Annotated in this window: 12 protein-coding genes; 7 read left to right on the forward strand and 5 right to left on the reverse strand. The window is 69.4% G+C overall.

What is annotated here, in order from left to right; translation table 11 throughout:
* Positions 1-98: 98 nt before the first annotated feature.
* The gene (locus tag ACJMKX_RS07230) at positions 99-1988 is read left to right on the forward strand and encodes an MFS transporter (protein WP_405223093.1); all 1890 of its coding nucleotides are present in this window, start codon (positions 99-101) and stop codon (positions 1986-1988) included.
* On the opposite strand, the gene ACJMKX_RS07235 is transcribed toward ACJMKX_RS07230, so the two are convergent.
* Positions 1933-6003, reverse strand: coding sequence for an AAA-like domain-containing protein (locus ACJMKX_RS07235; protein WP_405223095.1), 4071 nt, complete (start codon positions 6001-6003; stop codon positions 1933-1935). The two genes, ACJMKX_RS07230 and ACJMKX_RS07235, sit on opposite strands and share 56 nt — an antisense overlap.
* Positions 6004-6021: 18 nt before the next feature.
* Here ACJMKX_RS07235 and ACJMKX_RS07240 point away from each other — a divergent pair, with 18 nt between their 5' ends.
* The 5 genes from ACJMKX_RS07240 (at position 6022) to aceK (ending at position 12434) form a co-directional block, all read left to right on the forward strand.
* Entirely contained in the window at positions 6022-6804 is a 783-nt protein-coding gene (locus ACJMKX_RS07240) for a serine/threonine protein kinase (RefSeq protein WP_405223098.1), read from the forward strand.
* A gap of 64 nt (positions 6805-6868) precedes the next feature.
* Positions 6869-7123, forward strand: coding sequence for a hypothetical protein (locus ACJMKX_RS07245; protein WP_405223101.1), 255 nt, complete (start codon positions 6869-6871; stop codon positions 7121-7123).
* A complete protein-coding gene (locus ACJMKX_RS07250; RefSeq protein ID WP_405223103.1) occupies positions 7123-9240 on the forward strand; it encodes a TonB-dependent receptor in 2118 nt (705 codons plus the stop codon). Before ACJMKX_RS07245 ends, ACJMKX_RS07250 begins: the two co-directional genes overlap by 1 nt.
* Positions 9241-9348: 108 nt before the next feature.
* Positions 9349-10647 carry an NADP-dependent isocitrate dehydrogenase gene (icd, locus tag ACJMKX_RS07255; RefSeq protein ID WP_405223106.1) on the forward strand — a complete coding sequence of 433 codons (1299 nt, stop codon included), beginning with the start codon at positions 9349-9351 and terminating at the stop codon, positions 10645-10647.
* A gap of 20 nt (positions 10648-10667) precedes the next feature.
* Positions 10668-12434 carry a bifunctional isocitrate dehydrogenase kinase/phosphatase gene (aceK, locus tag ACJMKX_RS07260; protein ID WP_405223109.1) on the forward strand — a complete coding sequence of 589 codons (1767 nt, stop codon included), beginning with the start codon at positions 10668-10670 and terminating at the stop codon, positions 12432-12434.
* Positions 12435-12539: 105 nt separating this feature from the next.
* Here aceK and glpD read toward each other — a convergent pair whose 3' ends face one another.
* From glpD to ilvN, 4 genes are read right to left on the reverse strand one after another with little or no spacing between them, the layout of a single operon-like run.
* Entirely contained in the window at positions 12540-14162 is a 1623-nt protein-coding gene (gene glpD, locus ACJMKX_RS07265; RefSeq protein WP_405223112.1) for a glycerol-3-phosphate dehydrogenase, read from the reverse strand.
* Positions 14159-15463, reverse strand: a complete 1305-nt coding sequence (locus ACJMKX_RS07270; RefSeq protein ID WP_405223115.1) for a glutamate-5-semialdehyde dehydrogenase — start codon at positions 15461-15463, stop codon at positions 14159-14161. Before ACJMKX_RS07270 ends, glpD begins: the two co-directional genes overlap by 4 nt.
* Complete coding sequence (gene proB, locus ACJMKX_RS07275; RefSeq protein WP_405223118.1) at positions 15460-16617, reverse strand: glutamate 5-kinase; 1158 nt, start codon at positions 16615-16617, stop codon at positions 15460-15462. The genes ACJMKX_RS07270 and proB overlap by 4 nt, the downstream gene beginning before the upstream one ends.
* Before the next feature lie 19 nt (positions 16618-16636).
* Positions 16637-17155: an acetolactate synthase small subunit gene (gene ilvN / locus ACJMKX_RS07280; RefSeq protein ID WP_405223121.1), complete on the reverse strand. Its 519-nt coding sequence runs from the start codon at positions 17153-17155 to the stop codon at positions 16637-16639.
* Positions 17156-17327: 172 nt separating this feature from the next.
* Between ilvN and ilvB the strand changes: the two genes are divergently transcribed.
* Positions 17328-19178, forward strand: a complete 1851-nt coding sequence (gene ilvB / locus ACJMKX_RS07285) for a biosynthetic-type acetolactate synthase large subunit (protein ID WP_405223124.1) — start codon at positions 17328-17330, stop codon at positions 19176-19178.
* Positions 19179-19196: the final 18 nt, after the last annotated feature.

The raw sequence follows: 19196 nt of genomic DNA on the forward strand, positions 1-19196 counted from the left end.
TGCCACGACCCAATACCGTCACACAATACCGTCGGTTACCATTGTCCGACGTCGCCACGAAGGCCGCCCCGGCAAGGGGGCCCTTGCCGGGGAGCACCATGGCGGAGTCTGTACGAAGCCAGTTCGATCTGCTGCGGGAACGCCGGTTTCTGCCGTTCTTCGTCACCCAGTTCCTCGGCGCGCTGAACGACAACGTACTGCGCAACGGGCTGATTTTCCTTCTCACCTTCCACGCCGTGAGCATCGGGGGGCTGGCACCCTCGCTGGCGGTCAACCTGAGCGCCGCCCTGTTCATCCTGCCATTCTTCCTGTTCTCCGCTCTCGCCGGGCAGCTCGCCGACAAGTACGACAAGGCACTGCTCATACGCCGGGTGAAGCTCGCCGAAATCGCCCTGATGCTGCTCGCCGCCTTCGCCGTCACCGCCGCCCACGGCGGCGCACTGCTGGCGCTGGTTTTCCTGATGGGGCTGCAGTCCACGATGTTTGGTCCGGTGAAGTACTCGATCCTGCCCCAGACCCTCACCGGGAAAGAGATCATCGGCGGAAATGCGCTGGTGGAGGGCGGCACCTATCTGGCCATCATCCTCGGGCTCGCGATCGGCGGTCTCGCCGTTGCGGCGGGCGGCCCGGGGTCGGTGCTGCTCGCGCTCCTGCTGCTCGTCTTCGCGGCGGCAGGCTATGCCGCCTCACGCTTCATCCCGGAGGCACCGCCGCCCGAACCGGACCTGGTGCTGCGCTGGAATCCGTTCGCCGAGACACTGCGCATCATGCGTTTCGCGGGCGAGGAGCGCAGTGTGCTACTCGCCATCCTCGGTATCTCCTGGTTCTGGAGCTTCGGCTTCGTTGTCCTCTCGGAACTGCCGGTCTACGCCGCGGAGATCCTGCGCGGCGACCCGGGCGTCGCCACCGTGCTGCTGGTAGCCTTCGCCGTCGGCATCGCCCTTGGCGCCCTGCTCTGCGAGCGGCTGTCCGGACGCCGCATAGAGCTGGGTCTGGTGCCGATCGGTGCACTGGGACTCACGGTGTTCGCACTGGACGTGTACCTCGCGCACCCGACAGGGGTGGCGGCGGAGCAGGCCGGCGTCGTCACCACCTTCGCCCGGGAAGGCGTCCTGCGCGTCTTCATCGACTTCCTGTTGCTGGGGGTGTTCGGCGGCCTGTTCAGCGTGCCGCTGTACGCGCTGATGCAGGAGCGCAGCGCCGAGCGGCACCGCTCCCGGATCATCGCCGCCAACAACATCATCAATGCCCTGTTCATGGTGCTCGCCGCCGCGCTGGCCCTGGCCGCGCTCGCCGCCGGCCTTACGCTGCCGGGGCTGTTTCTGGTGCTCGCCGTGGTGAATGCCCTGGTGGCACTCTACCTCTGCGTGACGCTGCCGGAATTCCTGCTGCGAGTCTCTGCCTGGCTGCTGGTGCACGTGATGTACCGGGTACGGGTCAGGGGGCTCGAACACATTCCGCAGACAGGACCGGCGGTGCTGGCCTGCAACCACGTCAGCTTCGTGGATGCGCTGATCATCGGCGGGCTGGTGCGCCGTCCGGTACGTTTCGTGATGCACCACCGCATTTTCGCAGTACCGTTCCTGTCCTACCTGTTCCGCGCCGCCCGCGCCATCCCGATCGCTTCGCGCCGTGACGACGAGGCCCTGCTCGAGGCCGCCTACCGCACCATCGACGACGAACTGGCGGCCGGCCACCTGATCTGCATCTTCCCGGAGGGCGCCCTGACGCCGGACGGCCGCATCGGCGAGTTCCGACCCGGCATCGAGCGCATGCTGGCCCGGCGGCCGGTGCCGGTCGTGCCGATGGCACTGCGCGGTCTATGGGACAGCTGGTTCAGCCGCCGGGGCGGACGGGCAGTGCTGAAGCGGCCGCGTCGTTTCCGCGCCCGCGTGGAACTTCAGGCGGCCGCACCCCTGCCGCCCGGGCGGGTCACGGCGCGGCGCCTGGAGATGGTCGTTCGGGCCCTGCGGGGGCCGGCTCGCTGACCAGGGCCGCACCCGCCCGCAGGCGGTCCCGCCACTGCTCCACCAGCACGGCCGACTCGCCCTGCAGCGGCGCCACGTCGGCCGCGCCGAAATCCACGGCCGTCGGCCGCGGCGCGCCGTAGCCGGCCAGCACCCGTACCCTCGCGTCGTCGTCGCCCGCCAGGCTCATGCCACCGCGAATGACCGTGGCGGGCAGCAGCCGGGCAGACTCCGGGAGTAACTGGAATACCGACAGGCGATAACGATGCAGCCAGTGGCCGCTGCGCGCGACCAGGTGGTCGCCGTCGGCGCTGAACGCCAGCGAGCTCGCCGCCCCGGGCAACGGATCCGCCGCGCCCTTCAGCTGCCGATCGGCCATGTCCAGCAGCTGCAGCGCGCCCTCGGCGGTGGCGACCGCAAGGATGCCGCCGTCGCGGCTGGGCGCCAGCGCCGTGATCGACCCGCCGACGCCGGCCAGACGCTCCAGCCGATCGTCTCCGGCCAGCCGCCACACACTGCCGGATGCATCGCCGAACAGAAATCCCTCGCTCCCCGGCAGGCTCCCGACCGCTGTAATGCGGGCACCCGGCTGACGCTCCGACAGCAGGTTACCGTCCCGGGCATCCCAGATTCGCAAATGAGGCCCGGCAATCACGACCACCCGCCCGCCGTCGGCGGACACCGCCAGCGCGCTGACCGGATGGGCGCTCGGCTGCAGTGCAATGAATGCTCTCGGTTCGCCTGCCTCCGCATCCCACACCCGCAGGCTGCCATCCACGGCCGCGCTGGCCAGCACGCGGCCGTCGCGGCTGAACGCAGCGCAGCAGACGGCGCGGGCATGGCCGAAATAGTCGATCCGCTCTGCCGCCGGCTCGTCGACGGCGCCGCCGTCGCCGTCATTGCCATTGCGATAGCCACTGCCTGGCTCATCGCGGACCGCCTGCAGTCGCAGGCTGCCGTCGCGCGTACCGATCGCCATCGTCCCGCCATCCGGAGACAGCGCGACTGTCGTCACGGCACCTGGCTCGCCGCGGCCGACGGCCGCCGGTCGGGGCGGCAGGCGCCACACGCGCATCCAGCCCTCGCCGGGGCTGCCCGTCAGCGCAAGCCGGTCCGCGTACCGGTGGGCGGCCCAGACCGGCTGGGCGTTCGCGAAGCCGCCCCTCAGCAGAGGCCCGGCCAGGGTCTCCAGGTCCTGGCCCAACAGGCGAAAGCCGGAGGCGGCCGAGCCCACCAGCAGGTGGTCGCCGGTGTCATCGAAACTCACCTGCCACGGGCCTGGTCCCGGGAAGCTGCGCACGCGTCCCGCCCCGCCGTCGCCGGCACGCCACAGCGTGAGGCCGCCGTCGGCGAGCGGCACGGCCAAACGGCCGCCCCGGGCGTCGAAGTCCAGCGCGACCGGCTGGCCCGACGGGTCCACTTCGGCAGCGGGCTGTTCGTCACCGAAACTCCAGATGCGCACGGCGCGGTCCGGATCGGCGACGGCCACCAGGCGGCCCCCTGGCGCGATCGCGATGGCGCCGTGGTCCACGCCGGCCGCGGTGGCGCCGAGCTCGCGGCCCTCGATGAGGTCGAAAGCCTCCACGGCCCGCTCCGGACCGGCGCTCACCAGGGCGAGCATCTCGCCGTCCGGCGACAGAGCGCTCAGCGTCGCTTCGCGGCCGACTCCCGGCAGCTCGACCGGATCGCCGGTGGACAGGGTCCATGCCTCGATGCCGGCAGCGCCATGCACCAGCACGACACGCTGATCCAGCACGAAACCGATGATGCGGTCTTCCCGGGTGATCGGCAGCGTGGACACCGGGCTGAGCGAGGCCAGATCCCAGACCCGCGCGGCCGCATCGCCTGCCGGCGGCACGGCGATGGCGTAGCGGCCTGCCGGGCCGAGGAACAGCGAAGAGGCGGATTCCGGTGTCGGGTCCTCCAGCGGCAGCGGCGGGCCGGACGGCGAGCCGTCGGCCCGGACGTCCCCGAAATCGAGGCTCCATCCGGCCAGCGCGCCGGTGACGCCGGGCACCCGATCGGCCACGGCGAGCGTCCAGGTGCCGCCACGCGGCTCGTCCGCCAGCGGCGCCAGCGCGCCGCCCGCTTCGGCCGTGAACCGATGGCGCAGCGGAGACGCGCCGGCGAGGCCCGGCTGGAAAGTCACGCTCCGGCCCGAAGGTGCGGTCAGCGTGATGCTGAGGTCGAAGGGGCGGTCGTGATCGAGCTGGGCCTCCAGCACCAGGCCGGCACCGGCCCTGCCCTCGGCCTGAACCTGGCGGCGGCTGACCGCCGGCAGAAACGCGAGCGCCGTGGCGTCCCAGGCGGGCTCGGCCACCGGCGGCAGGCGGTCGATGCGCCAGGCATGCACACTGTTGCCACGCACGGCGATCAGCCGGCGCCCGTCCCGGTCGAGCACTGCCTGATCGAACCCCCGCGGCACGCGCAGCGTCGCGGCCAGCAGGTCGTAGTCGGCGCCGATGAGCGCGGCCGCCCGCCGCCGGCGCTCGACGGTGGGCTCCACCAGCGAGCGCAGCCTGGCCAGCAGGGCTGCGTCGCGCTCGTGGCGGAACTCGGCCGCCAGCGCCTTGCGGTCCCAGAATTCCGCCACCAGCTGGTCGGCCAGCGGCTCCGCGCCGGGCAGTGCCCGCAGCAGCTCGTCGGCCGCCTCCACGGCAGTGACGTCCGCAGCGCCCCGGCTCATGCGCGTGAGGTAGTCGAGGAACATGCGGTCCGCGCTGCCCCCGTGGCCCGGCAGCCGGGAGAGCGTCCCCCAGGCCTGGCGTGCCTCCGGCAGGGTCGCGGAAGCCGAGGTCAGGACCGCGGTCCACGGACGCGGCAGGAACTGCGTGTACCAGATCGGGATCAGAATGGTGAGCAGGACCGCCGCCGCCACCGCACTGATGCGCCGCCAGCGGAAAGGCAGCTGCTCGTTGGCCCAGCGCGCGGTGAAGACCTGGTGGTAGAGGCGGCTGCGGACCGCGAGCGTGCCGCCACGGGTCGGCACCAGCAGGCCCTGGGAGATCAGACGCCGCTGCGCCGACGATTCCGGGTCGAGGATGACCTTGCCACCCTTGCGCACGCGGCCGTACACCGCGAGGATTTCGTCGTGCTCCTTGCGCGGCTCCGTCAGCGCGTGGTGCAGGTAGCTGAGGTGGGGCTCGTTGCGCAGCGCCGAGGGATTCAGGTACAGCCGGTAGACCAGCGCGTCGACGACGAATGCCGGGTCCTCGAGGTCGGCCTCCCGCATTTTCGCCCGGGCAACGGCACGGGCGAGTTTCTGGGTGAGATAGGGCTGGCCGTTGGTCCAGAAGTGGATCCGCTCCAGCGCCTCCTTCGCCCGCGGCGGCGGCAACCCGAGCGCGGGCCCGAACACATCCAGCTGATGCAGCCGGAAGTCGCGCAGCACCACCGGCTGGGCGACGGCGAAAGGGGAGTATTCCGAATCCGTGTCGAAGCCTTCCGGCACGCTCATGCCCAGCATGACGAAATTGAGCCGGGCCAGCGCCGGCTCCGCGGCACGGGCATTGTGGGCCGCCCGGATGCTCGCCAGCAGCTGTTCGACGCCGGGGAAGTTGTCCAGGCACTGCATCTCGTCGATGAAGATGGTCACCGGCCCGCTCGTGCTCTCCAGGATGAGGTCCCAGTAGAGCTCCGTAAGCCGCTGCCGGTTGGTCAGCACCGCCTTGTCCTGCCACCACTCCTGCAGGTCCACCTTGAGACGGAGCTGGCGGATCAGACGGAAAGCGAAGCTGTAGAACCAGCGCCCCAGATCGTCCGGTCGATCGCGGGCGCCCACCTGGGTGAGATCGACGACCGCGACGTGGCGGCCCTCGCCGCGCAGCTCCTCGGCAAGCCGGGCCATCAGGCTGGATTTACCCATGTGGCGCGGTGCCATGACCTGGACGTACTCGCCGGCGCGCACCAGCCGTCCGAGTTCGCGGTCGGCCGCCCGGCGCACGTAACAGCCCCGGCCCGGCTGTACGGGCCCGCCGGCGACGAAGAAGCCGTCCGGATCCCGGCCGTCCTGTTTTTTCTTGCCCGGCTGGCTCATCGCACCCCGGCGGTTATCATGCGTCCACCGGTCCGTCCGGCGGACGGACCGGTGGACGGCCCCGAGCGGGTCATTCTGGCCAAATCCCGCCGCGGGCGCTATCCCGGCGAAGGCGGACGGCGCCACGGAACCATGGAAAGCACGGAATTACTGAAGAGCGATACGTTCGGCCGCGTCCTGCGGGTGCGAGATGCGACCGACCGCAACTGCGTCCGGCGCGACGTCGGCGCGGCGCCCTTGTGGTCGCGCTGGCTGGCACGTCGCCTCGCGCGCCGCGAGGCGCGCGCGCTGGCCGTGCTGGCTGCCGTGCCGGGTACCCCGTCCGTACTGCGTGAGGGCACGTGGGGCCTGGACCGGGAGTGGCTGACCGGCCGCCCCATGCACGAAGCCCGGCCGCGGGATGCGCGCTATTTTCGCGAGGCCTTCCGGCTGCTGCGGCGGCTGCACCGTGCCGGCGTCGCCCACAACGATCTGGCCAAGGAGCCGAACTGGCTGGTGGACGACGACGGCATGCCGGCGCTGGTCGACTTTCAGCTGGCCTCGGTCAGCCGGCGCCGCGGCCCCTTGTTCCGCCTGCTGGCCCGGGAAGACCTGCGTCACTTCCTGAAGCACAAACGCACCTACCGACCCGAGGCCCTGACCGCCCGGGAGCGGCGCATTCTCGCCACGCCGGCCTGGACCTCGCGCATCTGGATGGCTTCCGGCAAGCGCCTCTACCTGCTCGTCACCCGCCGCTGGCTGGGCTGGGCCGACCGCGAGGGCGCCGGCGACCGCCCGCCGCGTCCGGACGAACGGCGGTGACGCGGCCCGGCTACCCGTTATAATCCCGCCTCCCGTTGCACCGCGAGCCGAGCTGCGAGCCGTCATGGAATACGCCCATCGCCACAATCTCGTCGACAAGGACCGGGCCGGCCAGGACCGCCCCTGGGGCATCCGGGTCACGCTGCCGCCCTCGGATCCGTTCAACAACCTGGTCGACGAGGATTGGGAGAAATGCCACTGGTACGCCACGGAGCGCGAGCGGGACGAGGCACTCGAGCACATGCGCACCCGCCACGGCTACTATCGCATCGGCGACGAGGTGAGCCTCATCTTCGAGAAGGTCGGGAAGCCGGGCTGATGCCGCTGCGCCCCGGACACGGAGCGCGCCTCGCACCGGCGCTCCTGACGGTCGCCGCACTCTGTGCGGCCGCCACGCCCGGCGTTGCGGCGGACACGGCGACGGCGGAACCGATCCAGGAGATCGTGGTCACCGCGACCCGTCGGGACCAGCCCCTCATCACGGCGACGGGCAACGCCGCGCGGATCGGGGGCGAGGCGATCGAGGCGCTGGGGCATCACCACGTGCACGAACTCATGCTGGAGATGCCGGGCACGTGGATCAGCCGCGGCAGCGGTCAGGAGCACCTGACGGCCATCCGCTCGCCCGTGCTGACCGGCGCCGGCTCCTGCGGTGCGTTCCTCTTTCTCGAGGACGGCCTGCCCGTCCGCCCCACCGGCTTCTGCAACGTCAATCAGCTGTTCGAGGTGAACACGGAACAGGCCAGCGCCGTCGAGGTGGTACGCGGGCCGGGCAGCGCATTCTACGGCTCCAACGCGCTGCACGGGCTGGTGAATGTGATCACACCCGACCCGCGCAGCGACCGTCGCCGCGGCTTCAGCGCCGAAGCCGGGCCAAACGACTACCTGCGGGGCTCGGCGCGCTGGGCGGGGGGCGAAACCGCGCCCTGGGTGCTGCGGCTGCATGGCGAGGAGGATGGCGGCTTCCGCGACGATTCCGGCTACGGACAGGGCAAGCTGAACCTGAACCTGGTGACCCCCGTGGCCGGCCGCGAGGTGCGCTGGTCCTTCGCCGCAACCCACCTGGAGCAGGAGACCGCCGGTTTCATCCTCGGCGAGGACGCCTACGAGGACCCGGACGTCAACCGCAGCAATCCGAACCCGGAGGCATTCCGCGATGCCGACGCGCAGCGGCTCAGCGCCCGCTGGACCGCCTTCAGCCGCGACGCGGTCGAGCTGGATCTCACGGCCTACGCGCGGCGCTCGGACATGGATTTCCTGCAGCACTTCCTGCCGGGACAGCCGCTGGAGGAGAACGGCCAGGTGAGCGCCGGCGTGAACGGCGTGCTCGATTTCACCGGCGGCAGCCTGCCGCTGCTCGCCGGCATCGACGTGGAGTGGTCCGACGGCTGGCTGCGCCAGACCCAGGACGGCCCGGTGCAAGCCGGTCCGTCCTTCCTGGTCGAAACCCGGCCGCCGGGCAAGCAATACGACTACGAGGTATCGGCCTGGTCGGCGGCACCCTTCCTGCACTGGACGCCGACCATCGGCGAGCGGCTCACGCTGGAACTCGGCCTGCGTCTCGAGCACCTCAGCTACGACTACGACAACCTCATGCTCGCGGGCAACACGCGGGACGACGGCACGCCCTGCGGTTTCGGCGGCTGCCTCTACACCCGTCCCGCCGATCGCAGCGACGATTTCACCAATCTCGCCCCGAAGCTCGGCTTCAACTACCGCCTGGACGCTGAACAGGCCGTGTTCGCGAACCTGCGCCGGGGCTTCCGCGCGCCCCAGGCCACCGAGCTCTATCGCCTGCAGAACGGCCAGCAAGTGGCCGACCTGGACAGTGAGCGCGTGGACAGCCTCGAGCTCGGCTATCGCCGCCTGGGCGACGCCGTCCGGCTGGAGCTGGTCGGGTTCCTGATGGACAAGCAGGACAGCGTCCTGCGGGACGCGGAGGGCTTCAACGTGAGCGGCGGCGCCAGCCGGCACGCCGGCGTCGAGGTGAACTTCGACTGGCTGCTCACCGACACACTGAGCCTGTCGCTGGATGGCACCTGGACGCGCCAGACCTATCGCTTCGACCTCGTGGCCGACCGCGGCGAGACCTTCGTCTCCGGCAACCTGGTGGACACGGCGCCGCAGACGCTCGCCAACCTGAAGCTGCGCTGGGAGCCGGCGCCGGGTTACGTTGTCAGCGCGGATCTGCGCCATCAGGGCAGCTACTACCTGGACGCCGAGAACGAACACCGCTATCCGGGCCATGAACTCCTCGACCTGGGCGCCGAACTCGATCTCTCGCCCCGGCTCGGCCTGCGCGCCCGGCTGAACAACGTCACCGACCGGGACTACGCCGACCGCGCCGACTTCGCCTTCGGCAATTATCGTTATTTCCCCGGCCGCGGCCGGGAGCTCTACGTGGAGCTGGCCTGGCGGCTGGCGCCGGCCCGTTAGCGGGGTAGGACTACCGCGGCCTATCCCTCATAATACGGGCATCGTGCGACGCCGACGCCCGCCTCCGGGCGCCGCTGCCAGAACAACGACATCCAGAACGGAGACACCATGTCCGAACCAACACTGACACCGCCCGAGGGCGGCGAGAAGATCGTCAACGATAACGGAATCCTGCGCGTACCGGACAATCCCATCATCCCCTACATCGAGGGTGACGGCACCGGTCCGGACATCTGGGCCGCCGCGGTGCGGGTGTTCGACGCGGCTGTCGAAAAGGCTTACGACGGTCGGCGCAAGATCCACTGGATGGAGATCTTCGCCGGCCAGAAATCCAACGACCGCTACAACAGCTGGCTGCCGGAGAGCACGGTGGAAGCGTGCCGGGAGTACCTCGTCTCCATCAAGGGGCCGCTGACTACGCCCATCGGCGGCGGCATCCGCTCCCTGAACGTAGCACTGCGCCAGCTGCTCGACCTCTACGTCTGCCTGCGACCGGTGCGCTGGTTCAAGGGCGTGCCCTCGCCCGTGCGCAACCCGGCCGACGTGGATATGGCGATCTTCCGTGAGAACACGGAGGACATCTACGCGGGCATCGAATTCCAGGAGGGCTCGGACGACAACGCCCGCTTCCTGCGGATTTTCAAGGAGAACTTCCCGGCCGAGTACAACAAGATCCGCTTCCCCGAGACCTCGGGTATCGGCATCAAGCCGATCTCCCGGGAGGGCACCGAGCGGCTGGTGCGGGCGGCGATCCAGTACGCCATCGACAACAAGCGCAAGAGCGTGACCTTCGTGCACAAGGGCAACATCATGAAGTTCACGGAAGGCGCGTTCCGCAACTGGGGCTACCGGCTGGCCGAGACCGAGTTCGCGGATCAGACCTATACCTGGGACCAGTACGACCGCACCCTGGCCGAGAAGGGACGCGACGCGGCCAACCAGGAGCAGGAGGCGGCGCTGGCCGCGGGCCGCATCCTCATCAAGGATGCCATCGCGGATATCACGCTGCAGCAGGTACTGACCCGGCCGGCCGAGTTCGAGGTCATCGCCACCATGAACCTGAACGGCGACTATCTGTCGGACGCGCTGGCCGCCCAGGTCGGCGGCATCGGCATCGCGCCGGGCGGCAACATCAACTACGAGACCGGCCATGCGGTGTTCGAGGCCACCCACGGCACCGCGCCGAAGTACGCCGGACAGGACAAGGTGAATCCCGGTTCGCTGATCCTCTCCGGCGAGATGATGCTGCGTCATCTGGGCTGGGAGGAAGCCGCCGACAAGATCATCCAGGCCATGGACGCGACCATCGGCTCCAAGACGGTCACCTACGACTTCGCCCGCCTCAAGGAAGGCGCCACCGAGGTGAAGTGCAGCGAGTTCGCCACGGCGATGATCGGCAACATGTGAGCCGACGGATAGCGTCGATCTTGAGCGCCGACGAGGACGACAACGCCTCCACGATGGCCGCCGAAACGGCGGAGTTCATCGTGGAGGCGTTCCTTCATTACAACCGGGAATTCCGCCTGATCACCCAGCGCGCCCGCGGGCGTTTCGAGCGGCGGGAATGGGCCGCGGGGCAGCAGGACGCGGGCGAGCGCATCGACCTCTACGACAAGATCGTCAACGGCACCGTCGCCGAGCTGAAGGTGCGTCTCGACGACCGGGCGCAGGACCGTGAACTCTGGGCGGCCATCAAGGAACACTATGCCCGGATGATCCTCGAGTATCCGGACTCGGAGTTCTTCAAGACGTTCTTCAGCTCCATCACCCGGCGCATCTTCGCCACCATCGGTGTGGACCCGGCCGTGGAGTTCATCGCGCTGGACGTCGAGCCGACCGAACACCTGCTGGACGGCATCCAGCGCCGCGTCTACAAGAACCGGGGCGCGCTCGACTTCGTCTTCGACGAGATGCTGTCGGATTACAGTTTCTCGGTGCCGTTCCGCGACCGGGAACGTACGATCAACTACATCACGCTGGAGGTGGACGCCTTCCGCGAATCACACGGGCCCGATGCGCGCATACGCCGTATCGAACTGCTGGAGCCCGTCTTCTACCAGGGCACGCGGGCCTATCTCGTCGGTCGCATTCAGGGCAACGACTGGTGGTCGCCGCTGGTGATCGCGCTGAAAAACACCGACGAGGGCATCTACGCCGACGCGGTGATCCTGTCGGAGAACGACGTCAGCATGCTGTTCGGGTTCACCCGCAGTTATTTCCACGTGGACCTCGAAGTGGTGGGCGCGACGGTCGCCATGTTGAAGTCCATGTTGCCGCGGAAGCCGATCGCGGAGATCTACACGGTGCTGGGCCGCGCGAAGCAGGGAAAGACTGAACGCTATCGCAGCTTCTTCCACCACCTCGAGCAGTCGGACGACCTGTTCGTGCGGGCGCGGGGGGACAAGGGTATGGTCATGGAGGTGTTCACGCTGCCTTCCTACGACATCGTGTTCAAGGTGATCAAGGACCGCTTCGCTTTCCCGAAGACGACGGTACGCAAGGACGTGCTGGAGAAGTATCAGCTGGTGTTCAAGCATGACCGGGCCGGACGGCTGGTGGATGCGCAGGAGTTCCGCCGGCTGGAGTTCGGCAAGCACCGCTTCGAGGAGTCTCTGCTGGAGGATCTGCTGACCGGCTGCGCGGATACCTGCCGGATAGAGGGTGAAGACCTGATCGTGGAGCACGCCTATATCGAGCGCCGGCTCACGCCCCTGAATCTCTACGTGCAGGAGGCGGATTACGACGACGCGCTGCGGGCGGTCATCGACTACGGCCAGGCCATCCGGGATCTGGCCTTCAGCAATATCTTCGCCGGTGACCTGCTGCTGAAGAACTTCGGCGTCACCCGCCACGGCCGGGTGATCTTCTACGACTACGACGAGCTGTGCCTGGTCACCGAGGCGAATTTCCGCAATATGCCGACGCCGCGGGACGATATGGAGGAGATGCAATCCGGTGCCTGGTTCTACGTGGGCCCGAACGACGTGTTCCCGGAGCAGTTCATCGAGTTCCTCGGGCTGAAGCCCGACTACCGGGAGGCCTTCATGGAGCACCACTCCGAACTGCTGCAGGCGGAGTGGTGGATTGGCGTGCAAAAGCGCCTGAAAGCCGGCGAGATCATCGAGGTCGTACCTTACTCGCCGCGCAGCTGGGCCGACCACCGCGGCCCGGGCCTCTACGCCCTGCGTCACTAGGGTGCCGGACCGAACTTTTTAAACTTTTGCAACTTATCTGCCAGAAGACAGCGGGCAATGATGGCAACCGCCCGTGGACGGCCACGAGGAATAAGTTGCAAAAGTTTAAAAAGTTCGGTCCGGCACCTGAAAGCGGTCGAGGCGTTGGTGGTAGGCGGTCTTCGCGGCACGGCGTTCTTCGTCGCTCCAGCCCAGGTGGTGGCCAGCGACCGACGCCACGGCTTCCAGCGCGTCCAGCCCCAGCTCCGGGCCCAGGCCGATCATCATGCGCCGCTGCAGCAGATCGTCCAGCGTCCGGGCGTGTTCCTGCTCCAGGCTGAGGACCACCTCTGCGGCGATCGCGCCGGTGCGTCCGCAGACGATCTCGCCCAGCGCCGGCTCGCCGACCGCCATCTCCGCGATCTCCAGCGCCCGGCTACCGTAGACCGAGAGCAGATGAGCGGCGGTCCTCTCCCCGACGATCCCGGCCGCCGCCAGCCGCTGCCGGGCCTCGTCGAAGTCGGCACCGCCGGGCAGCGGCTCGTCATCGGTGGGACACCCCGGCAGATCGCGTTCCAGCAGCCGGCCGATTCGGTCCACGACCTCCTCGGCGAGGTGGCGGTACGTGGTGAGCTTTCCGCCGATGATCGACAGGAGTCCGCGCGCCACATCGTCATGCTCGCGGATGATGTGCTTGCGCGTGATTGCGCCCTCGGGCCCTTCCTCCCAGGGCAAGGGCCGCACGCCGCAATAGGTGTAGTGCACCGATTCCCGCCGCAGGCCGGCCCGCGGGAATACCCGGTTGGCCTCCGCCAGCAGATAATCCACCTCCGCGCTGCTCGCCCGTGCATCCGCCGGGTCGCCGGAGTAGCGGATATCCGTGGTGCCGATCAGATACAACCCCGCCCACGGGATGACGAACATCGGCCGCCCGTCCGCCTCGGCCTCGATGTAGAACGCGCTCTGCGGCGCCCCGTCGAACGGCGAGACCACCACATGGCTGCCCTTCGTGCCGCCCATCAGCCGGGGCAGCCGCGCGGGCAGCCCCTTCAGCACCCGGTCCACCCACGGGCCGCCGGCGTTCACGACCACCGGCGCATGCACGCGGTGCCGCTCTCCTGTCGCCAGATCCCGGTACTCGACGCCGTCCATCGTGCCGGAGCCGTCGCACAGCGCCTCCACCCGGCAATAGTTGCGGAGCTCGGCGCCGGCGCGCTCGGCCGCCACCAGGTTCTCTATCACCAGCCGCTCCGCCCAGGGCACCTGGGCATCGTAGTAAGCGGCGGCCCCGCGCAGTCCCTCGGCCAGTATCCCCGGCTCCTCGGCCAGCAGCTCCCGCCGGCTCAGCATGTCGTGACCCGGCAGCTCCTTGCCTAGCGACAGCAGGTCGTAGGCAAGCATGCCGGCGCGGATCAGTGCCTTCCCCCGCCGCGCGCCCCGATAGACCGGGATCACCAGCTTCAGCGGATGCACCAGGTGGGGCGCGGCCTCGAGGAGATGGCGCCGCTCGTGCAGCGACTCGTAGACCAGCGAAATCTCCGCGTACTCCAGATAACGCAGCCCGCCGTGGATGAGCCGGCTCGACCAGGCCGTGGTGCCCGCGGAGAAGTCGTCCTGCTCGAGCAGCAGCACGTCCAGACCCCGTTCCGCCGCATCGCGTGCGATACCCGCGCCGTTGATGCCGCCGCCGACGACGACGACGTCGTAGCGGGATCCGTTCCCGCCCTCGACGGCCGCGGCCTCGCTCACGGCCGGGTCTGCCCGTCGCCGCGCACCAGGTACTTGTAGCTCGTGAGCTGCTCGGCGCCGACGGGCCCGCGCGCGTGGATGCGCCCGGTGGCGATGCCGATCTCCGCGCCCATACCGAACTCGCCGCCGTCGGCGAACTGGGTGGACGCGTTGTGCAGCAGGATGGCGCTGTCGAGATCATCGAAGAAACGCTCCACGGGCGCCGGTGCCTCGGCGATGATGGACTCGGTGTGGCCCGAACCGTAGCGGCGGATGTGACCGATGGCCCCCTCCACGCCGTCCACCACGCCGACGGCGATCACCGCGTCGAGATACTCGGTGCGCCAGTCGGCCTCGTCCGCCGGCTCGCAGTCATCCAGTATCCGGCAGGCCTCCGCATCGCCCCGCAGACGGCAACCGGCCTCGCCGAGCGCCGCGCCGATCCTCGGCAGCAGCGCATCGACCACCGCACGGTCGACCAGCAGCGTCTCCGCCGCGCCGCAGATCCCCGTGCGCCGCATCTTGGAATTGACGACGACCGCCACTGCCTTTTCCGGGTCGGCACTCCCGTCCACGTAGACGTGGCACAGCCCCTCCAGATGACCGATGACCGGCACCCGCGCGTCCCGCTGCACCCGCTCCACCAGGCTCCGGCCGCCCCGGGGCACCACCACGTCGACGCAGCCGTCCAGCCCGGACAGCAGCGCACCGACCGCGGCCCGGTCCCGGGTGGGCACCATCTGGATGGCCGCCTCGGGCAGACCGGCGGCGGCCAGGCCTGCGGTCAGGCTGGCGAGGATCGCCCGGCTCGAGTGGTAGCTTTCCGAGCCGCCGCGCAGGATCACGGCGTTGCCCGACCTGAGACACAGACCGCCCGCATCCGCGGTTACATTCGGCCGGCTCTCGTAGATGATCCCGATCACGCCCAGCGGCACCGTCACGCGCTGGATGGTGAGGCCGTTCGGACGGTCCCACTCGGCGATCACCCTGCCGATCGGATCCGGCAGCCCGGCAATCGCCTCCAGTCCGGCCGCCATGGCCTCGACCCTGCCTTCGTCCAGCGCCAGGCGATCCAGCATGGCCGCCGACAGGCCTTTCTCCCGGGCCATCGCCATGTCGCTGCCGTTGGCGCTGAGCACGTCGGCGGCCGAGCGTCGGAGGTGTGCAGCCGCAGCCCTGAGCGCCTGCTCGCGCTGCTCGCCCGTGGAACGGGCCAGCTCGCCGGCAGCCTCGCGAGCCGCGCGTCCCATCTCCTCCATCAGTGCTTCGACTTCCGCCTGCAGTACGCCGTCGTCCGCACTCGCGTGCACGCGTTCGCTCATGCCGTTGCCTCGTCTTTCCGTCCGTCGTCCGCCGCCGGGTACAGCACCAGATCGTCCCGGTGGACCATCACACTGCGGCCGGCGAAACCGAGAATCCGATCGATCTCCGCCGAGCGCCTGCCGCGGATGCGCCGGGCATCCTCCGCACCGCAGGCGATCATACCGCGGCCGATCTCCGTGCCGTCGGCGTCGGCCAGGGCCACGGTGTCGCCCCGGGCGAACTCACCCTCCACCGCCGTGACACCCACCGGCAGCAGGCTGCCGCCCCGGGCCAGCGCGGCCACCGCGCCGGCGTCCAGCCGCAACCGCCCCTGCACTTCGAGGCTGCCGGCGATCCAGCGCTTGCGCGCCGCAACCGGACTGGCCCCCGCCCGGAACAGCGTGGAACGCCCCCCCGCCGCCAGCGCCGCGATCGGCGAGCGCACCCGGCCGTCGGCGATAATCATGTCGCAGCCCGCCGCCAGCGCGATGCGGGCCGCCGCGAGCTTGGTGCGCATGCCGCCGGAGCCCCAGCGGGAAGATACCGGCCCGGCCATCGCCTCGATCTCCGGCGTCAGGCGCTCGACCTCCGGGATGTGTTCGGCATCGGCATCCGTGGCGGGGTCGGACGTGTACAGGCCATCGATATCGGACAGCAGCAGCAGGCCGTCCGCGCTGATCATCTGCGCAACCCGGGCCGCGAGGCGGTCGTTGTCGCCATAGCGCAGCTCGTCCGTGGCCACGGTATCGTTCTCGTTGATCACCGGCATCGCCCCGAGCTCCAGCAGCGTCTCGAGCGTGCCGCGGGCGTTGAGGTGGCGGCGCCGGTCCTCGGTGTCGTCCGGCGTGACCAGCACCTGGGCGACGGTCACAGCGTGATCCGCCATCACCGACTGCCACGCATGGGCGAGCCGCACCTGCCCCACCGCGGCCGCCGCCTGCTGCTCTTCCAGCCGCGACCGGCGTCGCGCGAGTCCGAGGGGTGCGCTGCCGAGCGCCACGGCACCGGAGGACACGACCAGCACCTGGCGCCCCTCGGCGCGGAGCGCTGCCAGGTCGGCGGCGAGCGCCGCCAGCCAGTCCCGGTCCAGGGCGCCGTCTTCCGTGGTCAGCAGCGCCGAGCCGATCTTGACCACCAGCCGCCGGTAGTCACCCGGTCTGCCGCGCGAACTCACGGCGCCCGCCCCGACGGCCTCAGGCGCTGTCCCGCAGGCCGGACTCGTGGGCCAGCACCTGCTCGCCCCGGGACATGGCCAGCGCGCCGCTGCGCACCACGGCGATGATCCGCGCGATGCCGGCGGCGCGGTCCATGAAATCCTGCACTTCCTTCACCGTCGCCGTGAGCTCCAGGGTGAAGCTGGTCTGGGAGTCGTCGAGGACCCGTGCGCCGGCCGTGTCGACCAGCCCGCGGAGCTCTTCGTAGGCGCCGGTGGGCACCTTCAGTTTCAGCAGCAACAACTCCCGCTCGAAGTGCTCACCCAGGGTCATGTCGTGGATGTTGACCACGTCGATGAGCTTGCCCATCTGATTCACGATCTGGGCGATGACGGCATCGGAGCCGCTCGATACCACGGTGAGCCGGGACAGCGTCGGGTCGTCGGTGGGCGCCACGTTCAGCGATTCGATGTTGTAGCCGCGCGTGGAGAACATGCCCGTGAGACGGGTCAGTGCCCCCACCTCGTTCTGCATGAGTACGGAGATGACGTGTCGCATGATCCGGCGGGTCCCGTGACAAGAATGACGTAACGTGATGATACTGGCGCTTATTCCCGGCTATTGCAATGCACAAGGAATTGACCGAGACTCGATCGAACCCTTGATTTTCCGCCGTTCCCGGGGTTGCGGCAGGCCGCAGCCCCCACCGCGATGCCGCGAGCGAGTTGCCATGAGCGAGATCAGCGAGACGAGAGCCACCCCCGCCCACCCGCTGGCGGGCAAGACCATGACCGGCGCGGACATCATCGTGCAGGTACTGGTGGACGAGGGTGTGGACACGATCTTCGGCTATAGCGGCGGCGCGATATTGCCGACCTATGACGCCGTGTTCCGCTACAACGACGAACACCGTGGCGCGGACGGGCGCTCGCCGGTGCCGCTGGTGGTGCCCGCGAACGAACAGGGCGCCGGTTTCATGGCGGCGGGCTATGCGCGGGCCAGCGGCAAGGTGGGCGTGGTCATGGTGACCTCCGGCCCCGGCGCCACGAACACGGTAACGCCGGTGCGCGACTGCATGGCCGACTCGGTGCCCATCGTCGTCATCAGCGGCCAGGTGCCCACCGGCGCCATCGGCAGCGACGGATTCCAGGAGGCGCCGGTCTCCGCCATCATGGGCGCCGTCGCGAAACACGTGTTCCTGGTCACCGACCCGGAGCGCCTCGAGGCCACCGTGCGTACCGCTTTCGAGATTGCCCGCACCGGCCGGCCCGGGCCGGTGGTGGTGGACGTCCCGAAGGACGTGCAGAACTGGGAAGGCCCCTTCCGCGGCAGCGGCTCTCTGCCCGTGCCGGGCTACCGGCGCCGACTGCAGACGGCCATGAGCGACTCGCTCTCGGCCGAGCAGTGCGAGAGCTTCTACCGCATGCTGGCCGAGGCGGAGCGTCCGCTGATCTACGCGGGCGGCGGCGTCGTGAACTCGAATGGCACCGAGGCGCTGCGGGAATTCGCCGACCAGCACGGCATCCCGGTCACGACCACCCTCATGGGCATCGGCGCCGCCGACACGACGCAACCGCTGTCGCTGCACATGCTGGGGATGCACGGCACGGCCTTCGCCAACTACGCGGTGGAGGACTGCGATTTCCTCATCGCCGTGGGCGCGCGCTTCGATGACCGGGTGGCGGGGGTACCCAAGAAGTTCGCCCCGAATGCGCGTCACATCGCCCACTTCGACGTCGACCCGTCGGAGATCGGCAAGGTGAAGAGCGTGCACTGGCACTACATCGGGGAACTGACCTCCAGCCTGCGCAAGCTGTCCGGGTACGGGCGGCGCATCGGCTTCGACAAGGACTACTCCCGCTGGCACGGGGAGATCGCCGACCTGAAGAAGACCTACGCGCTCAACTATGACCGGGCGAGCGAACTCATCCAGCCGCAATACCTCATCGAGGAGATCAACCGGCTCACGGGCGGCGAGGCCATCATCTCCACCGGCGTCGGCCAGCACCAGATGTGGGCAGCGCAGTATTTCGACTTCAAGGCGCCGCGCCTGTGGCTCACCTCCGGCAGCATGGGCACCATGGGCTTCGGCCTGCCGGCGGCCGTGGGCGCCCAGTTCGCCCGCCGCGACCGGCTCGTGATCGACATCGACGGCGACGCCAGCATCCGCATGAACCTCGGCGAGCTGGAGACGGTCACCACCTACGAGCTGCCGGTGAAGGTGGTGGTGCTGAACAACTACGGCGACGGCATGGTGAAGCAGTGGCAGCGGCTCTATTACCGCGGCCGTCTGTCGGCCAGCGACAAGTCGCTGCACAGCAAGGATTTCGTCAGGGCGGCCCAGGCCGACGGCTTCCAGTACGCCGTCAGGCTCGAGGACAAGCAGCAGGTGCCCGACACCATCCGCGAGTTCATCGAGTATCCCGGCCCGGCGTTCCTCGAGGTCATCATCGACCCGGAGGCGAGCGTTTTCCCGATGGTGGGCCCGGGCATGCCGTACTCGGAGATGATCACCGGCGACTTCATCCCGAGCCGCAGCAAGCAGGGCTCGCGGGAGGCCGGTCCGTCCGAGATGTTCTGAGCGCGCGGTGCCGCGTGC

This window comes from Lentisalinibacter sediminis (assembly GCF_040706615.1).
In the GTDB taxonomy this organism is placed as follows: Bacteria; Pseudomonadota; Gammaproteobacteria; order Steroidobacterales; family Woeseiaceae; genus Lentisalinibacter; species Lentisalinibacter sediminis.

Bases quoted from the DNA above. Each gene is read 5' to 3' on its own strand.
- ACJMKX_RS07230 (WP_405223093.1), top strand. From the start codon at position 99: ATGGCGGAGTCTGTACGAAGCCAGTTCGATCTGCTGCGGGAACGCCGG.
- ACJMKX_RS07235 (WP_405223095.1), bottom strand. From the start codon at position 6,003: ATGAGCCAGCCGGGCAAGAAAAAACAGGACGGCCGGGATCCGGACGGC.
- ACJMKX_RS07240 (WP_405223098.1), top strand. From the start codon at position 6,022: ATGCGTCCACCGGTCCGTCCGGCGGACGGACCGGTGGACGGCCCCGAG.
- ACJMKX_RS07245 (WP_405223101.1), top strand. From the start codon at position 6,869: ATGGAATACGCCCATCGCCACAATCTCGTCGACAAGGACCGGGCCGGC.
- ACJMKX_RS07250 (WP_405223103.1), top strand. From the start codon at position 7,123: ATGCCGCTGCGCCCCGGACACGGAGCGCGCCTCGCACCGGCGCTCCTG.
- icd (WP_405223106.1), top strand. From the start codon at position 9,349: ATGTCCGAACCAACACTGACACCGCCCGAGGGCGGCGAGAAGATCGTC.
- ACJMKX_RS07270 (WP_405223115.1), bottom strand. From the start codon at position 15,463: ATGAGCGAACGCGTGCACGCGAGTGCGGACGACGGCGTACTGCAGGCG.
- ilvN (WP_405223121.1), bottom strand. From the start codon at position 17,155: ATGCGACACGTCATCTCCGTACTCATGCAGAACGAGGTGGGGGCACTG.
- ilvB (WP_405223124.1), top strand. From the start codon at position 17,328: ATGAGCGAGATCAGCGAGACGAGAGCCACCCCCGCCCACCCGCTGGCG.